Below are 18,331 nucleotides of genomic sequence, written 5' to 3'. Positions count from 1 at the left end.
GCTTGCGGATCAGGTCAGGTGACCGGCCTTCTCCATCTGCCGCAGCTCCCTCTTGAGCTCGGACACCTCGTCGCGCAGGCGCGCTGCGAGCTCGAACTTGAGCTCGCCCGCCGCCTGCAGCATCTGCCCGTTGAGGTCGCCGATGATCGCCTCGAGGTCGTTGCCGCCGTTGGCGGCGAGACCCTGACGGCGCAGGTTCGGAGTGGGGCTCTTCTTCTTCGCGTCGCGACCCGCGAGCAGCTTCGCCGTGTCGGCGCCCTCCCTGGCGAGCACCTCGGTGATGTCGGCGATCTTCTTCCGCAGCGGGGTCGGATCGATGCCGTGCTCGAGGTTGTAGGCCACCTGCTTCTCGCGGCGGCGATCGGTCTCGTCGATCGCGAGCCGCATCGAGTCCGTCACCTTGTCGGCGTACATGTGCACCTCGCCGGACACGTTGCGGGCCGCGCGGCCGATGGTCTGGATGAGCGAGGTGGACGAGCGGAGGAAGCCCTCCTTGTCGGCGTCGAGGATCGCGACCAGCGAGACCTCGGGGAGATCGAGGCCCTCGCGGAGCAGGTTGATGCCGACGAGGACGTCGTAGACGCCGGCGCGGAGCTCGGACAGCAGCTCCACCCGGCGGAGGGTGTCGACGTCGGAGTGCAGGTAGCGCACCCGCACGCCCGCCTCGGTGAGGAAGTCGGTGAGCTCCTCGGCCATCCTCTTGGTCAGGGTCGTGACCAGGATCCGCTCGTCGCGCTCGGTGCGGCGCTTGATCTCCTCGAGGAGGTCGTCGATCTGGCCCTTGGTCGGCTTGACGACGATCTCGGGATCGATGAGTCCGGTGGGGCGGATGATCTGCTCGACGATGCCGTCGGCGATGCCCATCTCGTAGCGGCCCGGGGTCGCCGACAGGTAGACCGTCTGGCCCACGCGCTCCTTGAACTCCTCCCACTTCAGCGGGCGGTTGTCCATCGCGGACGGGAGGCGGAAGCCGTGCTCGACGAGGGTTCGCTTGCGCGAGGCGTCGCCCTCGTACATCGCGCCGATCTGCGGCACGGTGACGTGCGACTCGTCGATGACCACGAGGAAGTCGTCCGGGAAGTAGTCGAGCAGGCAGTGCGGAGCCTCGCCGGACTCGCGGCCGTCGATGTGGCGCGAGTAGTTCTCGATGCCGGAGCAGAAGCCGATCTGCTGCATCATCTCCAGGTCGAAGGTGGTGCGCATCCGCAGGCGCTGCGCCTCGAGCAGCTTGTTCTGCTTCTCGAGGTCGGAGAGGCGCACCTCGAGCTCCTGCTGGATCGTGTCGATCGCCCGGTGCATGACGTCCTGGCTGGCGACGTAGTGCGAGCCGGGGAACACCGAGACGGAGTCGAGCTTGCGGACGATGTCGCCGGTGAGCGGGTGCAGCGTGTACAGCGCCTCGATCTCGTCGCCGAACATCTCGATGCGGATCGCGAGCTCCTCGTACATCGGGATGATCTCGATCGTGTCGCCGCGGACGCGGAAGGTCCCGCGGGCGAAGTCGACGTCGTTGCGCGCGTACTGCATCGACACGAACTTGCGGATCAACCGGTCGCGGTCCACACGCTGCCCCACCTGCAGGGCGACCATCGCCTCGAGGTACTGCTCGGGCTGGCCCAGACCGTAGATGCACGAGACCGTCGACACCACGATGACATCGCGCCGGCTGAGCAGCGAGTTGGTGGTGGAGTGCCGCAGGCGCTCGACCTCGGCGTTGACCGAGCTGTCCTTCTCGATGAAGGTGTCGGTCTGCGGGACGTAGGCCTCGGGCTGGTAGTAGTCGTAGTACGAGACGAAGTACTCGACGGCGTTGTTCGGGAACAGCTCGCGGAACTCGTTCGCGAGCTGCGCGGCCAGGGTCTTGTTGTGCGCCAGCACGAGAGTGGGCCGCTGCACCGCCTCCACCAGCCAGGCGGTCGTCGCGGACTTGCCGGTGCCGGTCGCGCCGAGGAGCACCACGTCGGTCTCGCCGGCGGTGATGCGGGCGCTCAGATCGGCGATGGCGCGGGGCTGATCGCCGCTCGGCTTGTATTCGCTGACGACCTCGAACGGGTGCACGGCACGGGTGGGCTCCATGACTCGAAGCGTAGCCGCGACCACCGACACCGGAGGCGGCGTGCGCTGGCGGCGAACGGTCCCGCTTCAGCCCTTGCCAGCGACCATCAGCGTCCCCGGCTCAGCTCAGCCCACAGCGCGTCCGCCCGGGCCAGCGTCTGCTCGAGCGTTCCGCTCGAGTCCAGGACGCGGTCGGCCAGAGCCAGCCGCTCCTCGTCGCTCGCCTGGGAGGTGACGCGGGCGCGCGCCTCCGTCTCGCTGAGGCCCCTGAGGGTGACGAGCCTCTCGATGCGGACGTCCTGCGGGGCGTGCACAACCACGACCTCGTCGAACTCGCCGACGCCGCGCCCCTCGGCGAGCAGCGGCACGTCGTACACGACGACCGCGTGCGGGTCGGCTTCGGCGGCCGCGGCGAAGAGCCGCTGCGACCGGGTCGTGACCGCGGGATGCGTGATCGCATTGAGGTCCGCGCGCGCCTGAGCGTCCGAGAAGATCAGTGCTCCGAGCGCGGCGCGGTCGAGGGTGCCGTCCTTCCGGAGCATCGAGGCGCCGAAGCGCTCGGCGATCGCGCCGAGGGCGGGCTCGCCCGGCTCGACGACCTCGCGGGCGAGGCGGTCCGCGTCGACGACGACCGCCCCGTGCTCGGCGAGACGGCGGGCGACGGTCGACTTCCCCGAGGCGATGCCTCCGGTCAGGGCTACGAGATGCACGCCGCCACCCTACCCAGCGCCCCCGGGAACGCCGAACGGCCGGCCCCCGAGGGGACCGGCCGTTCGTGGTGTGCACTCGATCAGTTGTTCGAGGACAGCTTCTCGCGCAGTGCGGCGAGCGACTCGTCGTCGGCGAGGGTGCCGCCGGTGGTCGACTCGTTGGTGAAGCCGCCGCCGACCGAGACGCCCTCGGAGACGGTGGCCGCCTCCTCCTGCGACTTGGCGACCTGGGCCTTGTGGGCCTCCCAGCGAGCCTGAGCAGCGGCGTACTCCTGCTCCCAGGCCTCGCGCTGGGACTCGAAGCCCTCGCGCCACTCGTTGGTCTCCGGGTCGAAGCCCTCGGGGTACTTGTAGTTCCCCTGGTCGTCGTACTCGGTGGCCATGCCGTAGAGGGCCGGGTCGAACTCGGTGCCCTCGGGGTCGACGTTCTCGTTCGCCTGCTTGAGCGAGAGCGAGATGCGACGGCGGTCGAGGTCGATGTCGATGACCTTGACGAACACCTCTTCACCGACGGACACGACCTGCTCCGCGAGCTCGACGTGCTTGCCCGACAGCTCGGAGATGTGGACGAGGCCCTCGATGCCGTCCGCGACGCGGACGAACGCACCGAACGGCACCAGCTTCGTGACCTTGCCCGGGGCGACCTGACCGATCGCGTGGGTGCGGGCGAAGACCTGCCACGGGTCCTCCTGGGTCGCCTTGAGCGAGAGCGACACGCGCTCGCGGTCGAGGTCGACCTCGAGGATCTCGACGGTGACCTCCTGGCCCACCTCGACGACCTCGGAGGCGTGCTCGATGTGCTTCCAGGAGAGCTCGGAGACGTGGACGAGACCGTCGACTCCGCCGAGGTCGACGAACGCACCGAAGTTGACGATCGAGGACACGACGCCCTTGCGGACCTGACCCTTGTGCAGGTTGTTCAGGAACGTGGTGCGGCTCTCGGACTGGGTCTGCTCGAGGAGCGCACGGCGCGACAGGACCACGTTGTTGCGGTTCTTGTCGAGCTCGAGGATCTTCGCCTCGATCTCCTGGCCGAGGTACGGGGTGAGGTCGCGGACGCGGCGCAGCTCGATGAGCGAGGCCGGGAGGAAGCCGCGGAGGCCGATGTCGACGATGAGCCCGCCCTTGACGACCTCGATGACCGAACCGGTGACGACACCGTCGGACTCCTTGATCTTCTCGACGTCGCCCCACGCGCGCTCGTACTGCGCACGCTTCTTCGAGAGGATCAGGCGACCCTCCTTGTCCTCCTTCTGCAGGACGAGGGCTTCGACGCTGTCGCCCACGTTGACGACCTCGGAGGGGTCGACGTCGTGCTTGATGGAGAGTTCGCGCGAGGGGATGACGCCCTCGGTCTTGTAGCCGACGTCGAGGAGGACCTCGTCGCGGTCGATCTTCACGACGGTGCCTTCGATGAGGTCTCCGTCGTTGAAGAACTTCAGAGTCTTTTCGACCGCGGCAAGAAAGTCTTCAGCAGACCCGATGTCGTTGATCGCGACCTGCTTGGCTGCCTTTTCGGTCGTTGCGGTTGTCATTAAGGGATGCTCCAGGATGGATGGGTATCGGGCGGCGGGCACCGGCGCGACTGGCGACGCGACCGAGTGGTGACCACCGCGGTGTGTGAGGGGATGTGCCGTCGGCCGGAGGCGGCTCCGAACGCCACCGGGCCGTGACCCGGGGCCTCTTCGCTCGCCGTGGCACGGCGGCGCCACAAACGTGACGGTCAAGACTATCGAACCCGGGAGCGCAGTGGCAATCGTCCGCGGTTCCGCTCGGAGCGATCCGGGAGACGGAGCGGTGCCGCGTCAGGAGGCGAGACTCGCGCGGAGCGTGTCGAGGCCCACTCCCCCGAGGTCGAGGGCCCGCCGGTGGAACGCCGCGAGCGAGAAGGACGCCCCCTCGCGGGCCGCCGCGTCGTCGCGCAGCTGCTCCCAGATCCGCTGGCCGACCTTGTAGGACGGCGCCTGCCCCGGCCAGCCGAGGTAGCGGTTGACCTCGAAGCGGATGAAGGCGTCGTCCATGTTCACGTTCCGTCTCATGAAGGCGAGGGCGGAGTCCGCGGACCAGATCTCGTCCGTCCCCGGCATCCGCTTGCCCAGGTGCACGCCGATGTCGAGCACGACGCGCGCGGCGCGCATCCGCTGGCCGTCGAGCATGCCGAGACGGTCGGCCGGGTCGTCGAGGTAGCCGAAGCCCTCCATCAGCCGCTCGGCGTAGAGGGCCCAGCCCTCGGCGTGGCCCGAGCTCCCGGCCAGCTGGCGACGCCAGGTGTTCAGGCTCGCCCGGTTGTACACGGCCTGGCCCACCTGCAGGTGGTGTCCGGGGACGCCCTCGTGGTAGACGGTGGTCAGCTCGCGCCAGGTCGCGAACTCGGTCACGCCGTCGGGGACGGACCACCACATGCGTCCAGGGCGGGCGAAGTCGTCGCTGGGGCCGGTGTAGTAGATCCCGCCCTCGTGGGTGGGCGCGATCAGGCACTCGAGCGCGAGGAGCTCGTCCGGGATGTCGAACGCCGTGCCGGCCAGCTCGCGGACGGCGCGATCGCTGGTCTCCTGCATCCAGCGCTGCAGAGCCTCGACACCGTGCAGCGTGCGGGAGGGATCGGCCTCGAGGTGCGCGATCGCCTCGGCGACCGAGGCGCCGGGGAGGATCTCGCGGGCGACGGCCTCCTGCTCCGCCGTCATCCGGGCGAGCTCCTCGATCCCCCACTCGTAGGTCTCGTCCAGGTCGACCGCCGCGCCGAGGAAGCGGCGCGACTGCAGCGCGTAGTGCTCGCGACCGACGGCGTCCTGCTCGGTCGCGGCGGGTGCGAGCTCGCTGCGGAGGAAGCGCTCGAGCTCGCCGTAGGCGGCGGCGGCGCGCCTCGCACCGTCCTCGAGCCGACCGGCGAGCGAGGCGGGCAGGGAACCCTCTGCCGGCGCCGCGTCAGCGGCGAGCTCGGCGAAGAAGCCGCGGGGTGCCGCGATCTTCGCGGCCTGCTCCGCGACGAGGCCGACCTGGCGTCGCGCGGGGACCACTCCCCTGCGGATGCCCTCGCGGAGGGTCTCGGCGTACCCGGTGAGCGCAGCCGGCAGTGCGTGGAGCCGCTCGGCGACGTCCTCCCAGTCGCCGACCGCGGCGGTCGGCATCAGGTCGAAGACGTCGCGCAACTCCTGCGCGGGCGACGCGATGACGTTCAGATCGCGGAACGGGAGGCCGGCCTCGTGCGCGTCGAGGGTCAGGCGGAGCTCGGCGCCGAGATCGGCGACCGTGACGCGGTCGACGTCGTCCACCGGCTCCGCGGCCTCGAGATCGGCCAGCGCCGCAGCGGTCGCGCTGCGCGCACGCTCGAGACCGACCGGGGACAGATCGGCGAGCCCGCCGCCGGGCCGGCCGAGCCAGGTCCCGACGGTGGGATCGAGCTCGACGAGGGTGTCGACCCAGCGCTCGGCGACCTGGTCGACGGACGTGGGCTCGCGGGGGGTGACGGTCATGCTGCGAGCCTAGCCACGACCACGGCGCGACCGACGGGACGGGTCAGTGCGCGGCCGCGTCCCAGTTCGCTCCGTGACCGACCTGGACCTCGAGCGGCACCGAGAGGTCGACGGCGTGCGCCATCCGCGCCCGCACGACGCTCTCGAGCGCCTCCTCCTCGCCGGGGGCGACGTCGAAGATCAGCTCGTCGTGCACTTGGAGGAGCATGCGCGAGCCCAGGCCCTGCTCGTCGATGTCGGACTGCACGCCGATCATCGCGATCTTCATGATGTCGGCGGCGGAGCCCTGGATCGGCGAGTTCAGCGCCGCGCGCTCGGCGTTGTCGCGCAGCACCCGGTTGGCGCTCTGCAGATCCGGGAAGGGACGGCGCCGGCCGAAGATCGTCTCGGTGTACCCGGTCTCGCGAGCCTGCTCGACGACGCTGCGGAGGTAGTCGCGGACCGCCCCGAAGCGGACGAAGTAGTCGGTCATCAGCTGCTTGGCCTCGGCGCTCGAGATCCGGAGCTGCTTCGACAGGCCGAAGGCGCTGAGTCCGTATGCGAGCCCGTAGGACATCGCCTTCACCTTGTTGCGCATCGCCGAGGTGACGTCGCCCGGCTCGACACCGAAGATGCGCGAGCCGACGAAGCGGTGCAGGTCCTCGCCGCTGTGGAACGCCTCGATGAGCCCGGCGTCGCCCGAGAGGTGCGCCATGATCCGCATCTCGATCTGCGAGTAGTCGGCGGTGAGCAGGGTGCTCGCCTCGTCGCTGTGCACGAAGGCGGTGCGGATGCGGCGGCCCACCTCGCTGCGCACGGGGATGTTCTGCAGGTTGGGATCGTTCGAGGAGATGCGACCGGTGGCGGTCCCCGTCTGGTCGTAGCTGGTGTGGATCCGCCGGTCGGGCGTCATCGACTTCTCGAGCGTCTCGATGATCTGCTTGAGCTTGGTCGCGTCGCGGTGCTCGAGCAGGAGGCCGAGGAACGGGTGCGGGTGCGACTCCTGCAGATCGGCGAGAGCGGAGGCGTCGGTCGTGTAGCCCGTCTTGGTCGCGCGGGTCTTCGGCATCGCGAGCTCCTCGAAGAGGACCTGCTGGAGCTGCTTCGGCGAGCCGAGGTTCATCTCGTGGCCGATCTCGGCGAACGCGCGGCTCGCGAGGTCGGCGGAGGTGGTGGTCAGCTCGCTCCGGAGGCGCGCGAGCACCTCGGGGTCGATCGCCACGCCCGTGAGCTCGACCGTCGCGAGGACCTGCACGATCGGCAGCTCGATGTCGACGAGGACCGACAGCATGCCCTCGCCGAGCAGCTCGGTGAGAGCTCCGACGAGGCGGAACGCGTACCAGGCCTCGGTCGCCGGGCTCATGGGCTCGACCGTCGGCACCAGCTGGTTCGGATCGCCCTGCGCCATCGTCTCGTCGAGGTACTGCGACACCTGCCCGGGCAGCGTCGCCGCGTGCCCGGTGGGCTGCAGGAGCCATGCCGCGATACGGGTGTCGAAGGCGAGGCCGGCGACCGGCAGACCGGCGGTGCGCAGCGCCTTCACCTGCGGCTTCGCGTCGGCGAAGTACTTGGGAGCGTCGCTCGCCAGCCACTGCTCGAGACCTGTGTAGTCGGGGCGGTCGGCCGCCCAGGGGACGTACGCCGACTCCTTCTCGACCGACAGACCGATGCCCTCGAGGCCGTCGGGGCCGACCTGCGCCTGGACGGCGACGGGGGTCGTGCCCTTGCCGGAGACGGTGGCGAGCCAGTGCGCGAGCTCCTCGTCGACCATCGTCCGCACCGCGGGGGCCGCGGTCGTGACGGTGTCGCCCGCGAGCGCGGCGGCCGCGCCCTCGACGCCCTCGTCGGCGGCGATCGTGAGCACGCGCTCCTGGAGCGTCTTGAACTCCAGGCGCGAGAAGATCTCGCGGACGGCGTCCGGGTCGATGGGCTGCCGGGCGAGGTCGGTGGGGCCCAGCGGGAGCTCGACGTCGGTGACGAGCCGGTTGAGGCGGCGGTTGCGGAGCGCGTTCTCCTTCTGCTCGCGCAGCTTCTCTCCGACGACGCCCTTGATCTCGTCGGCGTGGGCGATGATGTCGGCCACCGTGCCGTACTGGTTGACCCACTTGGCCGCGGTCTTGGGCCCGACCTTGTCGACCCCGGGCAGGTTGTCGCTCGTCTCGCCGACCAGGGCCGCGATCTCGGGGTACTGGTGCGGCTCGACTCCGTACTTCTCGAACACCTTGTCGCGGTCGTAGCGCGTGAGCTGCGAGACCCCCTGAGTGGAGGGGTAGAGAAGGGTGACGTCGGGGGTGACGAGCTGGATCGTGTCGCGATCGCCCGAGACGACGAGCACCCGGTAGCCGGCCTCGGCGCCCTGCTTGGCGAGGGTGGCGAGGATGTCGTCGGCCTCGAAGTCCTCCTTCGAGACGGTGCGGATGTTCATGGCGTGCAGCGCCTGCTCGAGCAGCGGCACCTGGCCCTTGAACTCCGGCGGCGTCTCGCCGCGCGTCCCCTTGTACTCGGGGTACTCGCGGGTGCGGAACGAGTACCGGGAGATGTCGAACGCGACGCCCAGGTGCGTGGGCTTCTCGTTCTTCAGCAGCAGGATCAGCATTGACAGGAAGCCGTGGATGGCGTTCGTGTGCTGGCCGTCACGGGTCTGGAAACTGTCGACCGGGAGCGCGTAGAACGCCCGGAACGCCAGGGAATGGCCGTCGACGAGCAGGAGGGTAGGCTGTTCCGGATCTGACACACGGCAAGACTACACAGCGCCTCCGACACCGGATCAGGACGGTTCCGAGCCGCTCGTCGGGCGCCTCGCAGGACGCGACGACGAGGAGATCCGTGACCGACTCAGCCCCCCTCGACAGCCCCTGGGTCCGTCCTCCGGCGCTCGACCTCGTGGCCGGCATCGGTCGCGGCATGGGCGAGCTCGCCGAGCGGATGGGCATCGTCTGGCACGAGCTGTCCCCGCACCACTCGGTCGCCTCGATGCCGGTGGAGGGCAACCGCCAGCCGGTCGGGATCCTGCACGGCGGCGCCCACGTCGTCCTCGCGGAGTCGATGGGCTCGATCGCCGCGAACATCCATGCCGGCGAGGGCCGGATCGCCATGGGGATCGAGCTGAACGCGAGCCACAGCCGCTCCGTCCGTTCCGGCTTCGTGATCGCCACGTGCGACGCGATCCACCTCGGGGGCACGCTGGCGACCCACGAGATCGTGGTGCGCGACGAGGCCGGACGCCGCCTCTCGACGGTGCGGATCACCAACATCCTGCGGTGAGGCGACCGGCCCGGGCGCGAACGCAAGCCCCGGTCGCTGGGAAGCTCGGAGCCTAGGCTCGCAGCGTGACCTTCCGCGATCTCCTCAAGAGCCTCCCGTCCATGCCCTCCGAGCTCCCCGCGTTCGACGTCGACGCGGCTCCCGAGGAGCCGCTCGAGCTGTTCGGGCAGTGGCTCGAGGAGGCCGCCGCCGCCGGGCAGCTCCTCCCCCACGGCGCGACCCTCTCGACGGCCGACGCCGACGGAGTCGTCGGGGCGCGGATCCTCGTGCTGCGGAACGCGGACGAGCAGGGCTGGGCGTTCTCGACCCACGCCACGAGCCCGAAGGGCCGCGCGATGGAGGAGAACCCGCACGCCGCGCTGACCTTCTTCTGGCCGGTCCAGGGGCGCCAGGTGCGCGTGGAGGGCCGCGTCGAGCGCGGCTCCGCCACCGAGTCGGCCGAGGACTTCCGCCGCCGCTCGGAGGCCGGGCGGACCGCACTGCTGGTCGGTCGCCAGAGCGAGCCGATGGCCTCCGCCGCCGTCTTCGGCCTCGTCACGCTCCAGACCAGCGTGGCCGTGAGCTGCTCTCCCGCGACGCTCGACCGCGAGTGGGCCGTCTACCGGGTCGTCCCCGAGCGCATCGAGTTCTGGCAGGCTTCCAGCGCACCCGAGCAGGACCACGTCCGGCTCGAGTACCGCCCGGGAACGACGGAGGCGGGCGACTCCCCGTGGGAGCGCACCCGCCTCTGGCCGTGATCGGGGACGTCGCCCCGGCGGCTACTTCTTCGGGCTCAGCTGCTCGATGATCGCCTGGGCGACATCGTGCATCGTGAGCCGACGGTCCATGGACGCCTTCTGGATCCAGCGGAACGCCTCGGGCTCGGTGAGGCCCATCTTCTCGTTGAGGAGCCCCTTGGCCCGGTCGACGAGCTTGCGGGTCTCGAAGCGCTCGACCATGTCGGCGACCTCGGCCTCGAGGGTCAGGATCTGTGCGTAGCGCGAGAGGGCGATCTCGATCGCGGGCAGCAGGTCGTTCGGCGTGAACGGCTTGACCACGTAGGCCAGCGCGCCGGCCTCGCTCGCACGCTCGACGAGCTCCTTCTGGCTGAACGCCGTGAGGAGGACGACGGGGGCGATGTGCGCCTTCGAGAGGCGCTCGGCCGCGGAGATGCCATCGAGCTGGGGCATCTTCACGTCCATGATCACCAGGTCGGGGCGGAGCTCGGTGGCGAGGGCCACAGCGGTCTCGCCGTCGCCCGCCTCGCCCACGACCTCGAAGCCGTTGTCGCGGAGGATCTCCACGATGTCGAGGCGGATGAGCGATTCGTCTTCGGCGACGACGACCCGACGGGGTGCGGTCGGCGCGGTTTCCTGGTCTGTCACGCGGACGAGCCTACGGTATTCTCGACGGGCTCGTGATGAGCCGGTGTGGCGGAATGGCAGACGCGGGGCACTCAAAATGCTCTGTCCGAGAGGGCTTGTGGGTTCGAGTCCCACCACCGGTACCGATGCGGTCGGAGCGGCCCGACCCGACCCGGCGGGTCCGCTAGCGTCGACGGATGAGCGGATGGACCTCGACCTGGCCCCTGTTCGATCTCGTGCTGCGGACGCCGCGGCTGGAGCTGCACCCGGTGCGCGACAGCGATCTGCCGGGACTCGCGGAGGCCGCCGCCGCCGGGATCCACGAGCCGGGACGGTCGCCCTTCCCGGCGCCCTGGGCCGAGGCGCCCGCTGAGGAGCTGCCCATGCAGCTCGCCCGCTACCACTGGTCGCTGCGGGCCGCGACGACGCACGACTCCTGGCGCGTCGCGTTCGCGATCCTCGAGGACGGCGTCGTGATCGGCTGCCAGGACCTGCTCGCCGACCGCTTCCGCGCGACCCGCTCCGTCTCCTCCGGATCCTGGCTCACCCGCCCGGCGCAGGGGCGCGGACTCGGGCGCGAGATGCGGGCCGCCGTGCTGATGCTGGCGTTCGACCACCTGGCCGCCGAGGTGGCCGAGAGCAGTGCCCTGGCCTGGAACGACGCCTCGATCCGCGTCTCCTCCGCGCTCGGCTACGAGCCCAACGGGACGAGCCGGACCGTGGGAGCGGACGGCGCGGGCGTCGAGGAGACCCGGTTCCGCGTCACTCCGGACACCTTCGTGAGGCCCTCGTGGAGCCTCGACGTCGGCGGCGTGGAGGACGCGCGCCGCGTCCTGCTCGGCCCTCCGGCGGACTAGAACCCCGTGAGGCTCCGCCGCAGGCCGCCGCCCGGATGCTCGCGGCGCAGGATCCCCCGCCGCCGCAGGATCGGGACCAGCTCGTCGAGCATCCGGTGCAGCGTCACGGGATGGAAGTCGCCGGAGAAGGCGATGCCGTCGTTGTCGGCGTCGTCGCCCAGCTCCTGGACGAAGTCGGCGACCTCCTCCGCCGTGCCCACGAGCCCGGCCCGGTCGGCGACGAGTCCGAGCCGCGCCTTCGCCGTGAGCAGCTCCCGCAGGGGCGCATCCGAGTCCGCCGAGCCGTAGAGGCCGGCGATGCTGCCGCGCGAGACGTGCCCGCCGAAGACGGAGGGATCGATCGCCCGATCGAGGTCGAGCGCGGTGAGGTCGGTCTCGAGATCGCTGGACCAGGCGGAGGCGATCGCGAGGAGCGCGGCCTCGTCCGGGTGCGCCGACGCAGCGACGAGGCGCTCCGCCTCCTCCCGACTCGACACGACGATCGGCTTCACGACGAAGAGGACCGTGAGGTCGTCCGGATCGCGGCCCTGCGACGCGGCCGCCGCCCGCGCCTTCTCGCGGTAGGCGCGCACGGTGGCGACGTCGAGCGAGGCGAGGGCGAGCTGGACGTCGGACTGCGCTCCCGCGAAGTCGATGCCGCGCGGCGAGCCTCCGGGAGACACGATGACCGGCTCCCCCGTGTCGAACGGCAGCGCGTTCAGCGGACCGTCGAAGGTGTAGTGCTCGCCGCGGTGGCGGACCGGGCGCAATCGGGTGCCGTCCGCGAACACGCCGGTCGCCGCGTCCTGGATCAGAGCGCCGTCGTCCCAGCTGCGCCAGAGCTCGCGGATCGAGTCGAGCCACTCGTGCGCGCGGTCGTAGGCCCCGTCGTGCGGCAGCGGCTCGAGCCCGAAGTGCCGGCTGCTGCCGACGTCGGTGACCACGTTGAGCCCGAGCCTGCCCTCGCTCAGGTGCTGCAGCGTCGCGAACTGGCGCGCCGCCTGGTACGGGCTCCAGGCCATCGGATTCACGGTGGGCGCGACACCGAGGTGCCGCGTCGCCTCGAAGAGGTACGGAGCGAGCAGGAGCGGGTCGTGCTTGGGCCCGCCGTAGGCGCGGCGCACGCGCAGATCGAGAGTGTCGGCGCTGCCGAGCGAGAGGGCGTCCTCGATGATCACGAGGTCGAAGCCCGCCTGCTCGAGCTCGCGGGCGCTCTGCCGGTAGAGGTCGGGCCCGGTCCAGCGCCGGTCCCAGTCCCAGTTCGGCTGCCCCCAGGCCTGCGGACCGAAGCCGCGCGAGAGGAACCAGGCGAAGTGCTGCAGCCTGCTCACGAGGCCACCGCCAGGACGAGCGGGGAGGCGGAGGCGAGGAGTCCGGTCTCGAGGTCGGCGAGGAGGTCCTCGACGTCCTCGATGCCGATGGAGAGGCGGAGCAGGCCCGGGCCGATCCCGGCGGCCGCGCGCTCCGCCTCCGTCCGACCCGTGTGCGTCGTGCTCGCCGGGTGCAGGACCAGAGAGCGGACGTCGCCGAGGTGCGTCATGCGGGTGAAGAGGGCGAGGGCGTCGGTGAAGCGGCGCGCCGCCTCCGCTCCCCCGCGCAGCGTGAACGAGAAGACCGAGCCCTGCCCGCGCGGGAGGTAGCGCTGCGCGAGTGCGTGCGACGGGCTCGAGGCCAGCCCGCTGTAGTCGACGCTCTCGATCTCGGGACGGCCCTCGAGCCAGCGCGCGACGACGAGTGCACTGCGCGACTGGTGGCGCACGCGGAGCGAGAGCGTCTCGAGTCCCTGCTCGAGCAGGAACGCCGTCAGCGGGGAGACGGTCGGGCCCATGCGGCCGGCGACCACGTCCCTGGCGTAGGCGAGGAAGGCCCGGTCGGGAGCGGCCGACGTCGCCGCGAGGTGCGGGAACGCGCCGGACCGGGCGCTCCAGTCGAACCGGCCGGCGTCGACGATCGCTCCCGCGATGACGGCGCCGTGCCCCGCCAGGAACTTGCTGGCCGAGTGGACGACGACGTCGGCCCCGTGCTCGATCGGGCGCAGGAGGTACGGGGTCGCGAACGTGTTGTCCACGACGAGCGGGACGCCCGCGCGGTGCGCGACATCGGCCACGAGGCGGAGGTCGACGACGTCGTTCCGCGGGTTGGGGATCGACTCGACGAGGACGACCCGGGTCCGCGGAGTGATGGCGTCCTCCCACGCGAGCGGATCGTCGGCGTCCTCGACGAAGGTGGTCGTGATGCCCAGGCGCGCGAGGTTCTCGAGCAGGAGGTTCCTGGTGCCCTCGTAGAGGCTCGCGGCGGCCACGACGTGGTCGCCGGCCGAGGCGAGGGCGAGGAGGGCGACCGAGACCGCGGCCTGCCCGCTGCCGACGAGGAGCGCCTCCGCACCGCCCTCGAGCGCGGCGAGACGGCGCTCGACCGCATCGGTCGTCGGGTTGCCGACGCGGGTGTAGGTGTATCCGTCCGCTCCCGCGAACCGGTCGCGCGCCTCGTCGAACGAGTCGAAGCTGAAGCCGGCGGTGAGGTAGATCGGGGTGCGCCTGGCGTGCAGCGCGTCCTCTGCCGCCCCCTCGTGCAGCTGGCGGGTCGAGAACCCCCAGTCGTGCGTCCGCTCGCTCATCCTGCTCCGCCTCCCGTCCCCGCCCCGCGGCGGTGCCCCACGATGGCATGCGACACAGCGGAGGGTCGCGGACGTTACCCGGCGTGACGTGCAGCACGCGGGACGGGCCGGAGCCGGTGCCGGGCCTCCTTCAGCAGAGGCGGTGACGACCGGACCGGATCACCAGAACGTCGTGCCCGGCGCGCCCTTGAAGGGTCCGACGACGCGGGAGGTGATCCAGCCTCCGTAGAAGTCGCCCGGCTGGGGCTGCACCGTCTCGCCGTCGACCGTGCACGAGCCCATCCGCCCCGGGTACACGGCGACGGTGTCCTGCAGCACCTCGAAGCCGGGCATCGGCTCGGGGTAGGTCCAGCCCGCGCTCTCGGCGATCGATCCGCCGCCGCGGACGCTCAGGTACGAGGCCGCGCCCTTGAACTCGCAGACGCTGCGCCCCGGAGCCGGCTCGAGCGCGCCGTCCGCGAACGCGGAGCGGGGCAGGTAGTAGACGGGCGGGTGGCTGGTCTCGAGGACCCGGAAGGAGGCGCTGGTGTCGGCGACGACCACCCCGCCGAGCCGCACGACGACGTGCTCGGAGCTCGCCTCGACCCGTGGCGGCCTCGGGTAGTCCCAGACGGATTCCTGGCCCTCGGCGGGCGGCACGCGCTTCATCCCTCCACGCTACGCGCCAGCGCCGAGCGGTCCATCGCCTCCCAGCCGATGCCCGGCGGCTCCGCGTCCCGCGACCGCGGATCACCGCCCCGGCGGCACGCCGACCCGTCGGTCGCGTAACGTCGTCCTTGCGCCGGACCCCCCGAGACCGTGCGCAGAAGGATCCAGCGTGCCCACCGAATGCATCCACGGCCTCGACATCGCGCTCTGCGACGTCTGCTCCCCCGCCAAGGCTCCCGAGCCCGCGGCCGGGCGCACGCGCACCCCGGCGCGCGTCCCCGGGACCTCCCGCGCGGCCACCGCGCGAGCGGCGGCGCGAGGAACGGCCCGCGAGAAGCCCCTGCCCAAGGTCGACATCGCCGCCCAGCGGATCTACCACGTCACGCACATCGACAACCTCGCCGCCATCGTGGCCGCCGGAGCGATCCTGGCCGACGAGCACCTCCCCGAGCGTCCCGCCATGGACGTCAGCGCGGAGACCACGCGCGAGCACCGCCGCGCCGTCCAGGTCCGCGACGGAGCGAGCGTCGCCGGCTTCGTCCCCTTCTTCCTCTCGCCCGACGCGGCCCTCTGGGCCGATCTGCGCGGCGAGCGGGTGCTGCCGCACTGGTCGCCCCGCGCCCACGACACGACGGCGTCGCAGTACGTCGTCCTCGTCGGATCGCTGGCCTCGGCACCGGTCCTGAGCGACGGCGACGCGTCCCACGTCCTGACCCGCTTCACCGAGGGCGACGCCCTCGTCCGCACCTTCGCCCGCCTGCTCGTCGACGAGCCCGCGCTGCGCAGCGCCGAGGCACTCGTGCCGGAGCGGTTCCCACTCGAGGAGATCGCCGTGGTCGGCGTGCCCTCGGTCACCACTCGCAATAAGGTGAAGGCGCTCTTCGAGGGCAGCTCCGCCTCACCGCGCGTCGCGGTCTACCCGCCCTGGTTCCACCCGGTCGCGGCCGAGGAGGAGTGAGCGCGGATCACGTCCCGCTCTGCAGATCGAGGCGCTCCGAGAGGTAGCGCTCGATCGGCATGAGACCCTGCTCGCCGAGGCCCGGTGCCCAGCGGACCAGGACGTCCGCGCCCCGCAGGGCGAGCGGCTCCGGATCGGCGCTCAAACCATCGGCGTCCAGCGCGAGCCTCCGCCAGCCGTAGTTGACGATCTCGCCCTCGCGGAACGGTCCGTCGAAGGCGGCGCGGCGGATCTCGCGGCGCGCTTCCTGCGACTCCGACTGGTTGTTCGCGTGCAGCGGCGCCACCGCGCGGGTGACCGATCCGACGGCGTACAGCGAACCGGTCCTCTCCAGGAGCAGGACGCCGAGTCGCCAGGCCCTGGTGACCGGAGCCATGACGGGAGCGCGGCGGAAGCCGAGGATCGCCCGGGGCCGGCGCAGCTCGGCGAGAGCCTGATCGGCGACGCCCCGGCTCTCGAGCTCGGCGACCATCGAGGCGAGCACCTCCCCGAGGCGCTCGGCGGCCCGCGCCGCGTCGGTCGAGTGCGTCATGGGCCTCCTCCGGTCCGTTCCGGCCAGCCTAGAACGGGTGGCAGAGCGGATCCGAATCGGCGGGCCGGGCGGACGGGCCCGGATACGATCGCCTGACGACACCGAGGGAGGACGAGCGATGCGCGTCATCATGATGGGACCGCCCGGCGTGGGCAAGGGCACCCAGGCGGCGATCCTGGCCGGGACGCTCGGCGTTCCGGCGATCTCGACCGGCGAGCTCTTCCGCGCCCACGTGGCCGACGGCACGGACCTCGGACGGCGCCTGCGCACGATCGTGGAGGCGGGCCGCTACGTCCCCGACGAGATCACGAACGCGCTCGTCGCGGAGCGGCTCGACGAATCGGACGCGCAGGACGGCTTCATCCTCGACGGGTACCCGCGGACGCTCGCGCAGGTCGCGGAGCTCGACCGGATGCTCCGGGAGCGCGACGTGGAACTGGCGCGGGCGGTACTGCTCGTGGCGGACACCGAGGTGGTGGTGGACCGGCTGCTCTCGCGCGCCGTGCAGCAGAAGAGGGCCGACGACGACGCCGAGGTGATCCGTCACCGGATCTCGGTGTACGAGCAGGAGACCGCTCCGCTCGAGGAGGTCTACGCGGAGGCGGGGATCCTCGTCCGCGTCGACGGCAGCGCCGGACAGGACGAGGTCGCCCGACGGGTGGCCGCGGCGTGCCGGTCGGAGTGACCGGGCACGCCGCGACGGCGGCTCAGATCGCCGAGGCGAGGACCTCGTCGAGCTTGGCCGAGGCCTCCTCGTCGGAGCCCTTGAGCGCGAGCGACAGCTCGGAGACCAGGATCTGACGGGCCTTCAGCAGCATGCGCTTCTCGCCGGCCGACACTCCGCCGGCCTGCTCGCGGCGCCACAGGTCGCGGACGACCTCGCTGACGCGGTACACGCTGCCGCTGGCCATCTTCTCCTGGTTGGCCTTGAAGCGGCGGGACCAGTTGCTGGCCTCCTCCGCGACGTCGCTGCGCAGGACGTCGTAGACCGCCTGGACTCCGGCGTCGTCGATGATCTCGCGCACGCCGACCAGCTCGGCGTTCTCGACGGGCAGGGTGATCGTGAGCTCGCTGGTGTGCACGTTCATGGTCATGAACGTCTTCTCGACGCCCTTGACCGAGCGCTTCTCGAGCCCGGTGATCGTCACCGCTCCGTGGTGCGGGTAGACCAGGGTCTCGCCGACCTCGAATGTCATCATGTCGTGCCTTTCATCGTGGGGCCTGTGGTGGGAGGGATCGGGGATCCGAGCGGCGCATCGGCCAGCCACGGAGGAAGGAGGGCGACGAGCTGCTCGACCAGCTCCTCGTCAGTGCCGTCGATCGAGCCGGCGAGCCAAGCTCCGACGACGGCGAGGACGCCGCCCGCGGCGAAGGTCGCGGTGAGCTCCGGGTCGACGGACGCCGGGACGCCGGCACGGGCCAGGACCTCGCGGTGCAGGCCCAGCACCGTGTCGAGCACGGCGTCGTCCGAGGCGACGCGCGCCGACGCGCGGGCGCGGAGCCGGGCGTGGAAGGCGTGCCGGTCGACGAGGCGCTCGACGAGCCGCGCGTAGCCGCGCCGCAGCGCGGTGGCTCCGGTGCGGTCCTCCGCGTCCCCCTCGGCGACCTCGGCGACGACGAGGTCCTCGCGCAGCAGAGCGGAGGCGACCGCGGCCGCGTCGTCGAAGTGCGCGTAGAAGGAGCTGCGGCTGATGCCGGCCTCGCGGACGATGTCGCTGACGGCGATGCCCTCCGTCCGCTGCTCGGCGTCGTGCATCACGAGCCGCTCGACCGCATCGAAGACGCGGCGACGCGTCCGGCGGGCCCGGGGATCGGCCGACGTAGGGCCGTGGGGTGCGCCCGCTCCGTGCAGGGAGGCGACGCGAGCGGAAGTCATCGGTGACAGTCTACCACTTCCCGGACAGGTGTTCGGGAGT

16 protein-coding genes, 1 tRNA gene and 1 pseudogene are annotated in these 18,331 nt (G+C 71.4%); 6 read left to right on the top strand and 12 right to left on the bottom strand.

The window, feature by feature from the left end; genetic code table 11:
• Positions 1-9: 9 nt before the first annotated feature.
• The 5 genes from uvrB to polA all read right to left on the bottom strand — a co-directional run bounded on the left by uvrB (position 10) and on the right by polA (position 8,951).
• A complete protein-coding gene (gene uvrB, locus LRG51_RS01235; protein ID WP_055791929.1) occupies positions 10-2,076 on the bottom strand; it encodes an excinuclease ABC subunit UvrB in 2,067 nt (688 codons plus the stop codon).
• Positions 2,077-2,162: 86 nt separating this feature from the next.
• A complete protein-coding gene (gene coaE, locus LRG51_RS01230; RefSeq protein ID WP_055791926.1) occupies positions 2,163-2,765 on the bottom strand; it encodes a dephospho-CoA kinase in 603 nt (200 codons plus the stop codon).
• A gap of 80 nt (positions 2,766-2,845) precedes the next feature.
• Positions 2,846-4,300: a 30S ribosomal protein S1 gene (gene rpsA / locus LRG51_RS01225; RefSeq protein WP_055791923.1), complete on the bottom strand. Its 1,455-nt coding sequence runs from the start codon at positions 4,298-4,300 to the stop codon at positions 2,846-2,848.
• Positions 4,301-4,570: 270 nt separating this feature from the next.
• A complete protein-coding gene (locus tag LRG51_RS01220) occupies positions 4,571-6,238 on the bottom strand; it encodes a DUF885 domain-containing protein (RefSeq protein ID WP_230670526.1) in 1,668 nt (555 codons plus the stop codon).
• 43 nt (positions 6,239-6,281) lie between these two features.
• A complete protein-coding gene (polA, locus tag LRG51_RS01215) occupies positions 6,282-8,951 on the bottom strand; it encodes a DNA polymerase I (RefSeq protein WP_230670523.1) in 2,670 nt (889 codons plus the stop codon).
• A 170-nt stretch (positions 8,952-9,121) separates the two neighbouring features.
• Between polA and LRG51_RS01210 the strand changes: the two genes are divergently transcribed.
• Both LRG51_RS01210 and LRG51_RS01205 read left to right on the top strand, forming a co-directional pair.
• Entirely contained in the window at positions 9,122-9,481 is a 360-nt protein-coding gene (locus LRG51_RS01210) for a PaaI family thioesterase (protein WP_230673066.1), read from the top strand.
• A gap of 65 nt (positions 9,482-9,546) precedes the next feature.
• Positions 9,547-10,218, top strand: a complete 672-nt coding sequence (locus tag LRG51_RS01205) for a pyridoxine/pyridoxamine 5'-phosphate oxidase (protein ID WP_230670520.1) — start codon at positions 9,547-9,549, stop codon at positions 10,216-10,218.
• A gap of 21 nt (positions 10,219-10,239) precedes the next feature.
• On the opposite strand, the gene LRG51_RS01200 is transcribed toward LRG51_RS01205, so the two are convergent.
• Positions 10,240-10,845 carry an ANTAR domain-containing response regulator gene (locus tag LRG51_RS01200; protein ID WP_055791910.1) on the bottom strand — a complete coding sequence of 202 codons (606 nt, stop codon included), beginning with the start codon at positions 10,843-10,845 and terminating at the stop codon, positions 10,240-10,242.
• Positions 10,846-10,884: 39 nt separating this feature from the next.
• On the opposite strand from LRG51_RS01200, the gene LRG51_RS01195 reads away from it, so the two are divergent.
• Both LRG51_RS01195 and LRG51_RS01190 read left to right on the top strand, forming a co-directional pair.
• Positions 10,885-10,967, top strand: a tRNA-Leu gene (locus tag LRG51_RS01195).
• A gap of 54 nt (positions 10,968-11,021) precedes the next feature.
• Positions 11,022-11,681, top strand: a complete 660-nt coding sequence (locus LRG51_RS01190; RefSeq protein ID WP_230670517.1) for a GNAT family N-acetyltransferase — start codon at positions 11,022-11,024, stop codon at positions 11,679-11,681.
• Here the strand turns inward: LRG51_RS01190 and LRG51_RS01185 are convergent.
• From LRG51_RS01185 to LRG51_RS01175, 3 genes are all read right to left on the bottom strand, one after another.
• A complete protein-coding gene (locus LRG51_RS01185; RefSeq protein WP_055791903.1) occupies positions 11,678-12,991 on the bottom strand; it encodes an NtaA/DmoA family FMN-dependent monooxygenase in 1,314 nt (437 codons plus the stop codon). The genes LRG51_RS01190 and LRG51_RS01185 overlap by 4 nt on opposite strands.
• On the bottom strand, positions 12,988-14,277 hold the full coding sequence (locus LRG51_RS01180; RefSeq protein WP_055791901.1) for an O-acetylhomoserine aminocarboxypropyltransferase/cysteine synthase family protein: 1,290 nt from the start codon (positions 14,275-14,277) through the stop codon (positions 12,988-12,990). Before LRG51_RS01180 ends, LRG51_RS01185 begins: the two co-directional genes overlap by 4 nt.
• A gap of 159 nt (positions 14,278-14,436) precedes the next feature.
• Positions 14,437-14,925 carry a DUF427 domain-containing protein gene (locus LRG51_RS01175; protein WP_230670514.1) on the bottom strand — a complete coding sequence of 163 codons (489 nt, stop codon included), beginning with the start codon at positions 14,923-14,925 and terminating at the stop codon, positions 14,437-14,439.
• Between the two features lie 169 nt (positions 14,926-15,094).
• On the opposite strand from LRG51_RS01175, the gene LRG51_RS01170 reads away from it, so the two are divergent.
• The gene (locus tag LRG51_RS01170) at positions 15,095-15,883 is read left to right on the top strand and encodes a DarT ssDNA thymidine ADP-ribosyltransferase family protein (protein ID WP_055791894.1); all 789 of its coding nucleotides are present in this window, start codon (positions 15,095-15,097) and stop codon (positions 15,881-15,883) included.
• 7 nt (positions 15,884-15,890) lie between these two features.
• Here the strand turns inward: LRG51_RS01170 and LRG51_RS01165 are convergent, their stop codons facing one another.
• Entirely contained in the window at positions 15,891-16,415 is a 525-nt protein-coding gene (locus LRG51_RS01165) for a hypothetical protein (protein WP_055791891.1), read from the bottom strand.
• A 118-nt stretch (positions 16,416-16,533) separates the two neighbouring features.
• Between LRG51_RS01165 and LRG51_RS01160 the strand changes: the two are divergent.
• Positions 16,534-17,122: pseudogene (locus LRG51_RS01160) on the top strand (adenylate kinase); the annotation flags it as partial.
• Here the strand turns inward: LRG51_RS01160 and LRG51_RS01155 are convergent.
• Positions 17,123-17,611: a CarD family transcriptional regulator gene (locus tag LRG51_RS01155; protein WP_055793090.1), complete on the bottom strand. Its 489-nt coding sequence runs from the start codon at positions 17,609-17,611 to the stop codon at positions 17,123-17,125.
• Positions 17,611-18,291, bottom strand: coding sequence for a TetR/AcrR family transcriptional regulator (locus tag LRG51_RS01150; protein WP_230670509.1), 681 nt, complete (start codon positions 18,289-18,291; stop codon positions 17,611-17,613). Before LRG51_RS01150 ends, LRG51_RS01155 begins: the two co-directional genes overlap by 1 nt.
• Positions 18,292-18,331: the final 40 nt, after the last annotated feature.

It is taken from the genome of Rathayibacter sp. Leaf248, assembly GCF_920939495.1.
GTDB classification, from domain to species: domain Bacteria; phylum Actinomycetota; class Actinomycetes; order Actinomycetales; family Microbacteriaceae; genus Rathayibacter; species Rathayibacter caricis.
Note: the sequence above shows the minus strand (reverse complement) of the source record. Positions and strands in the feature narration are given on the sequence as shown.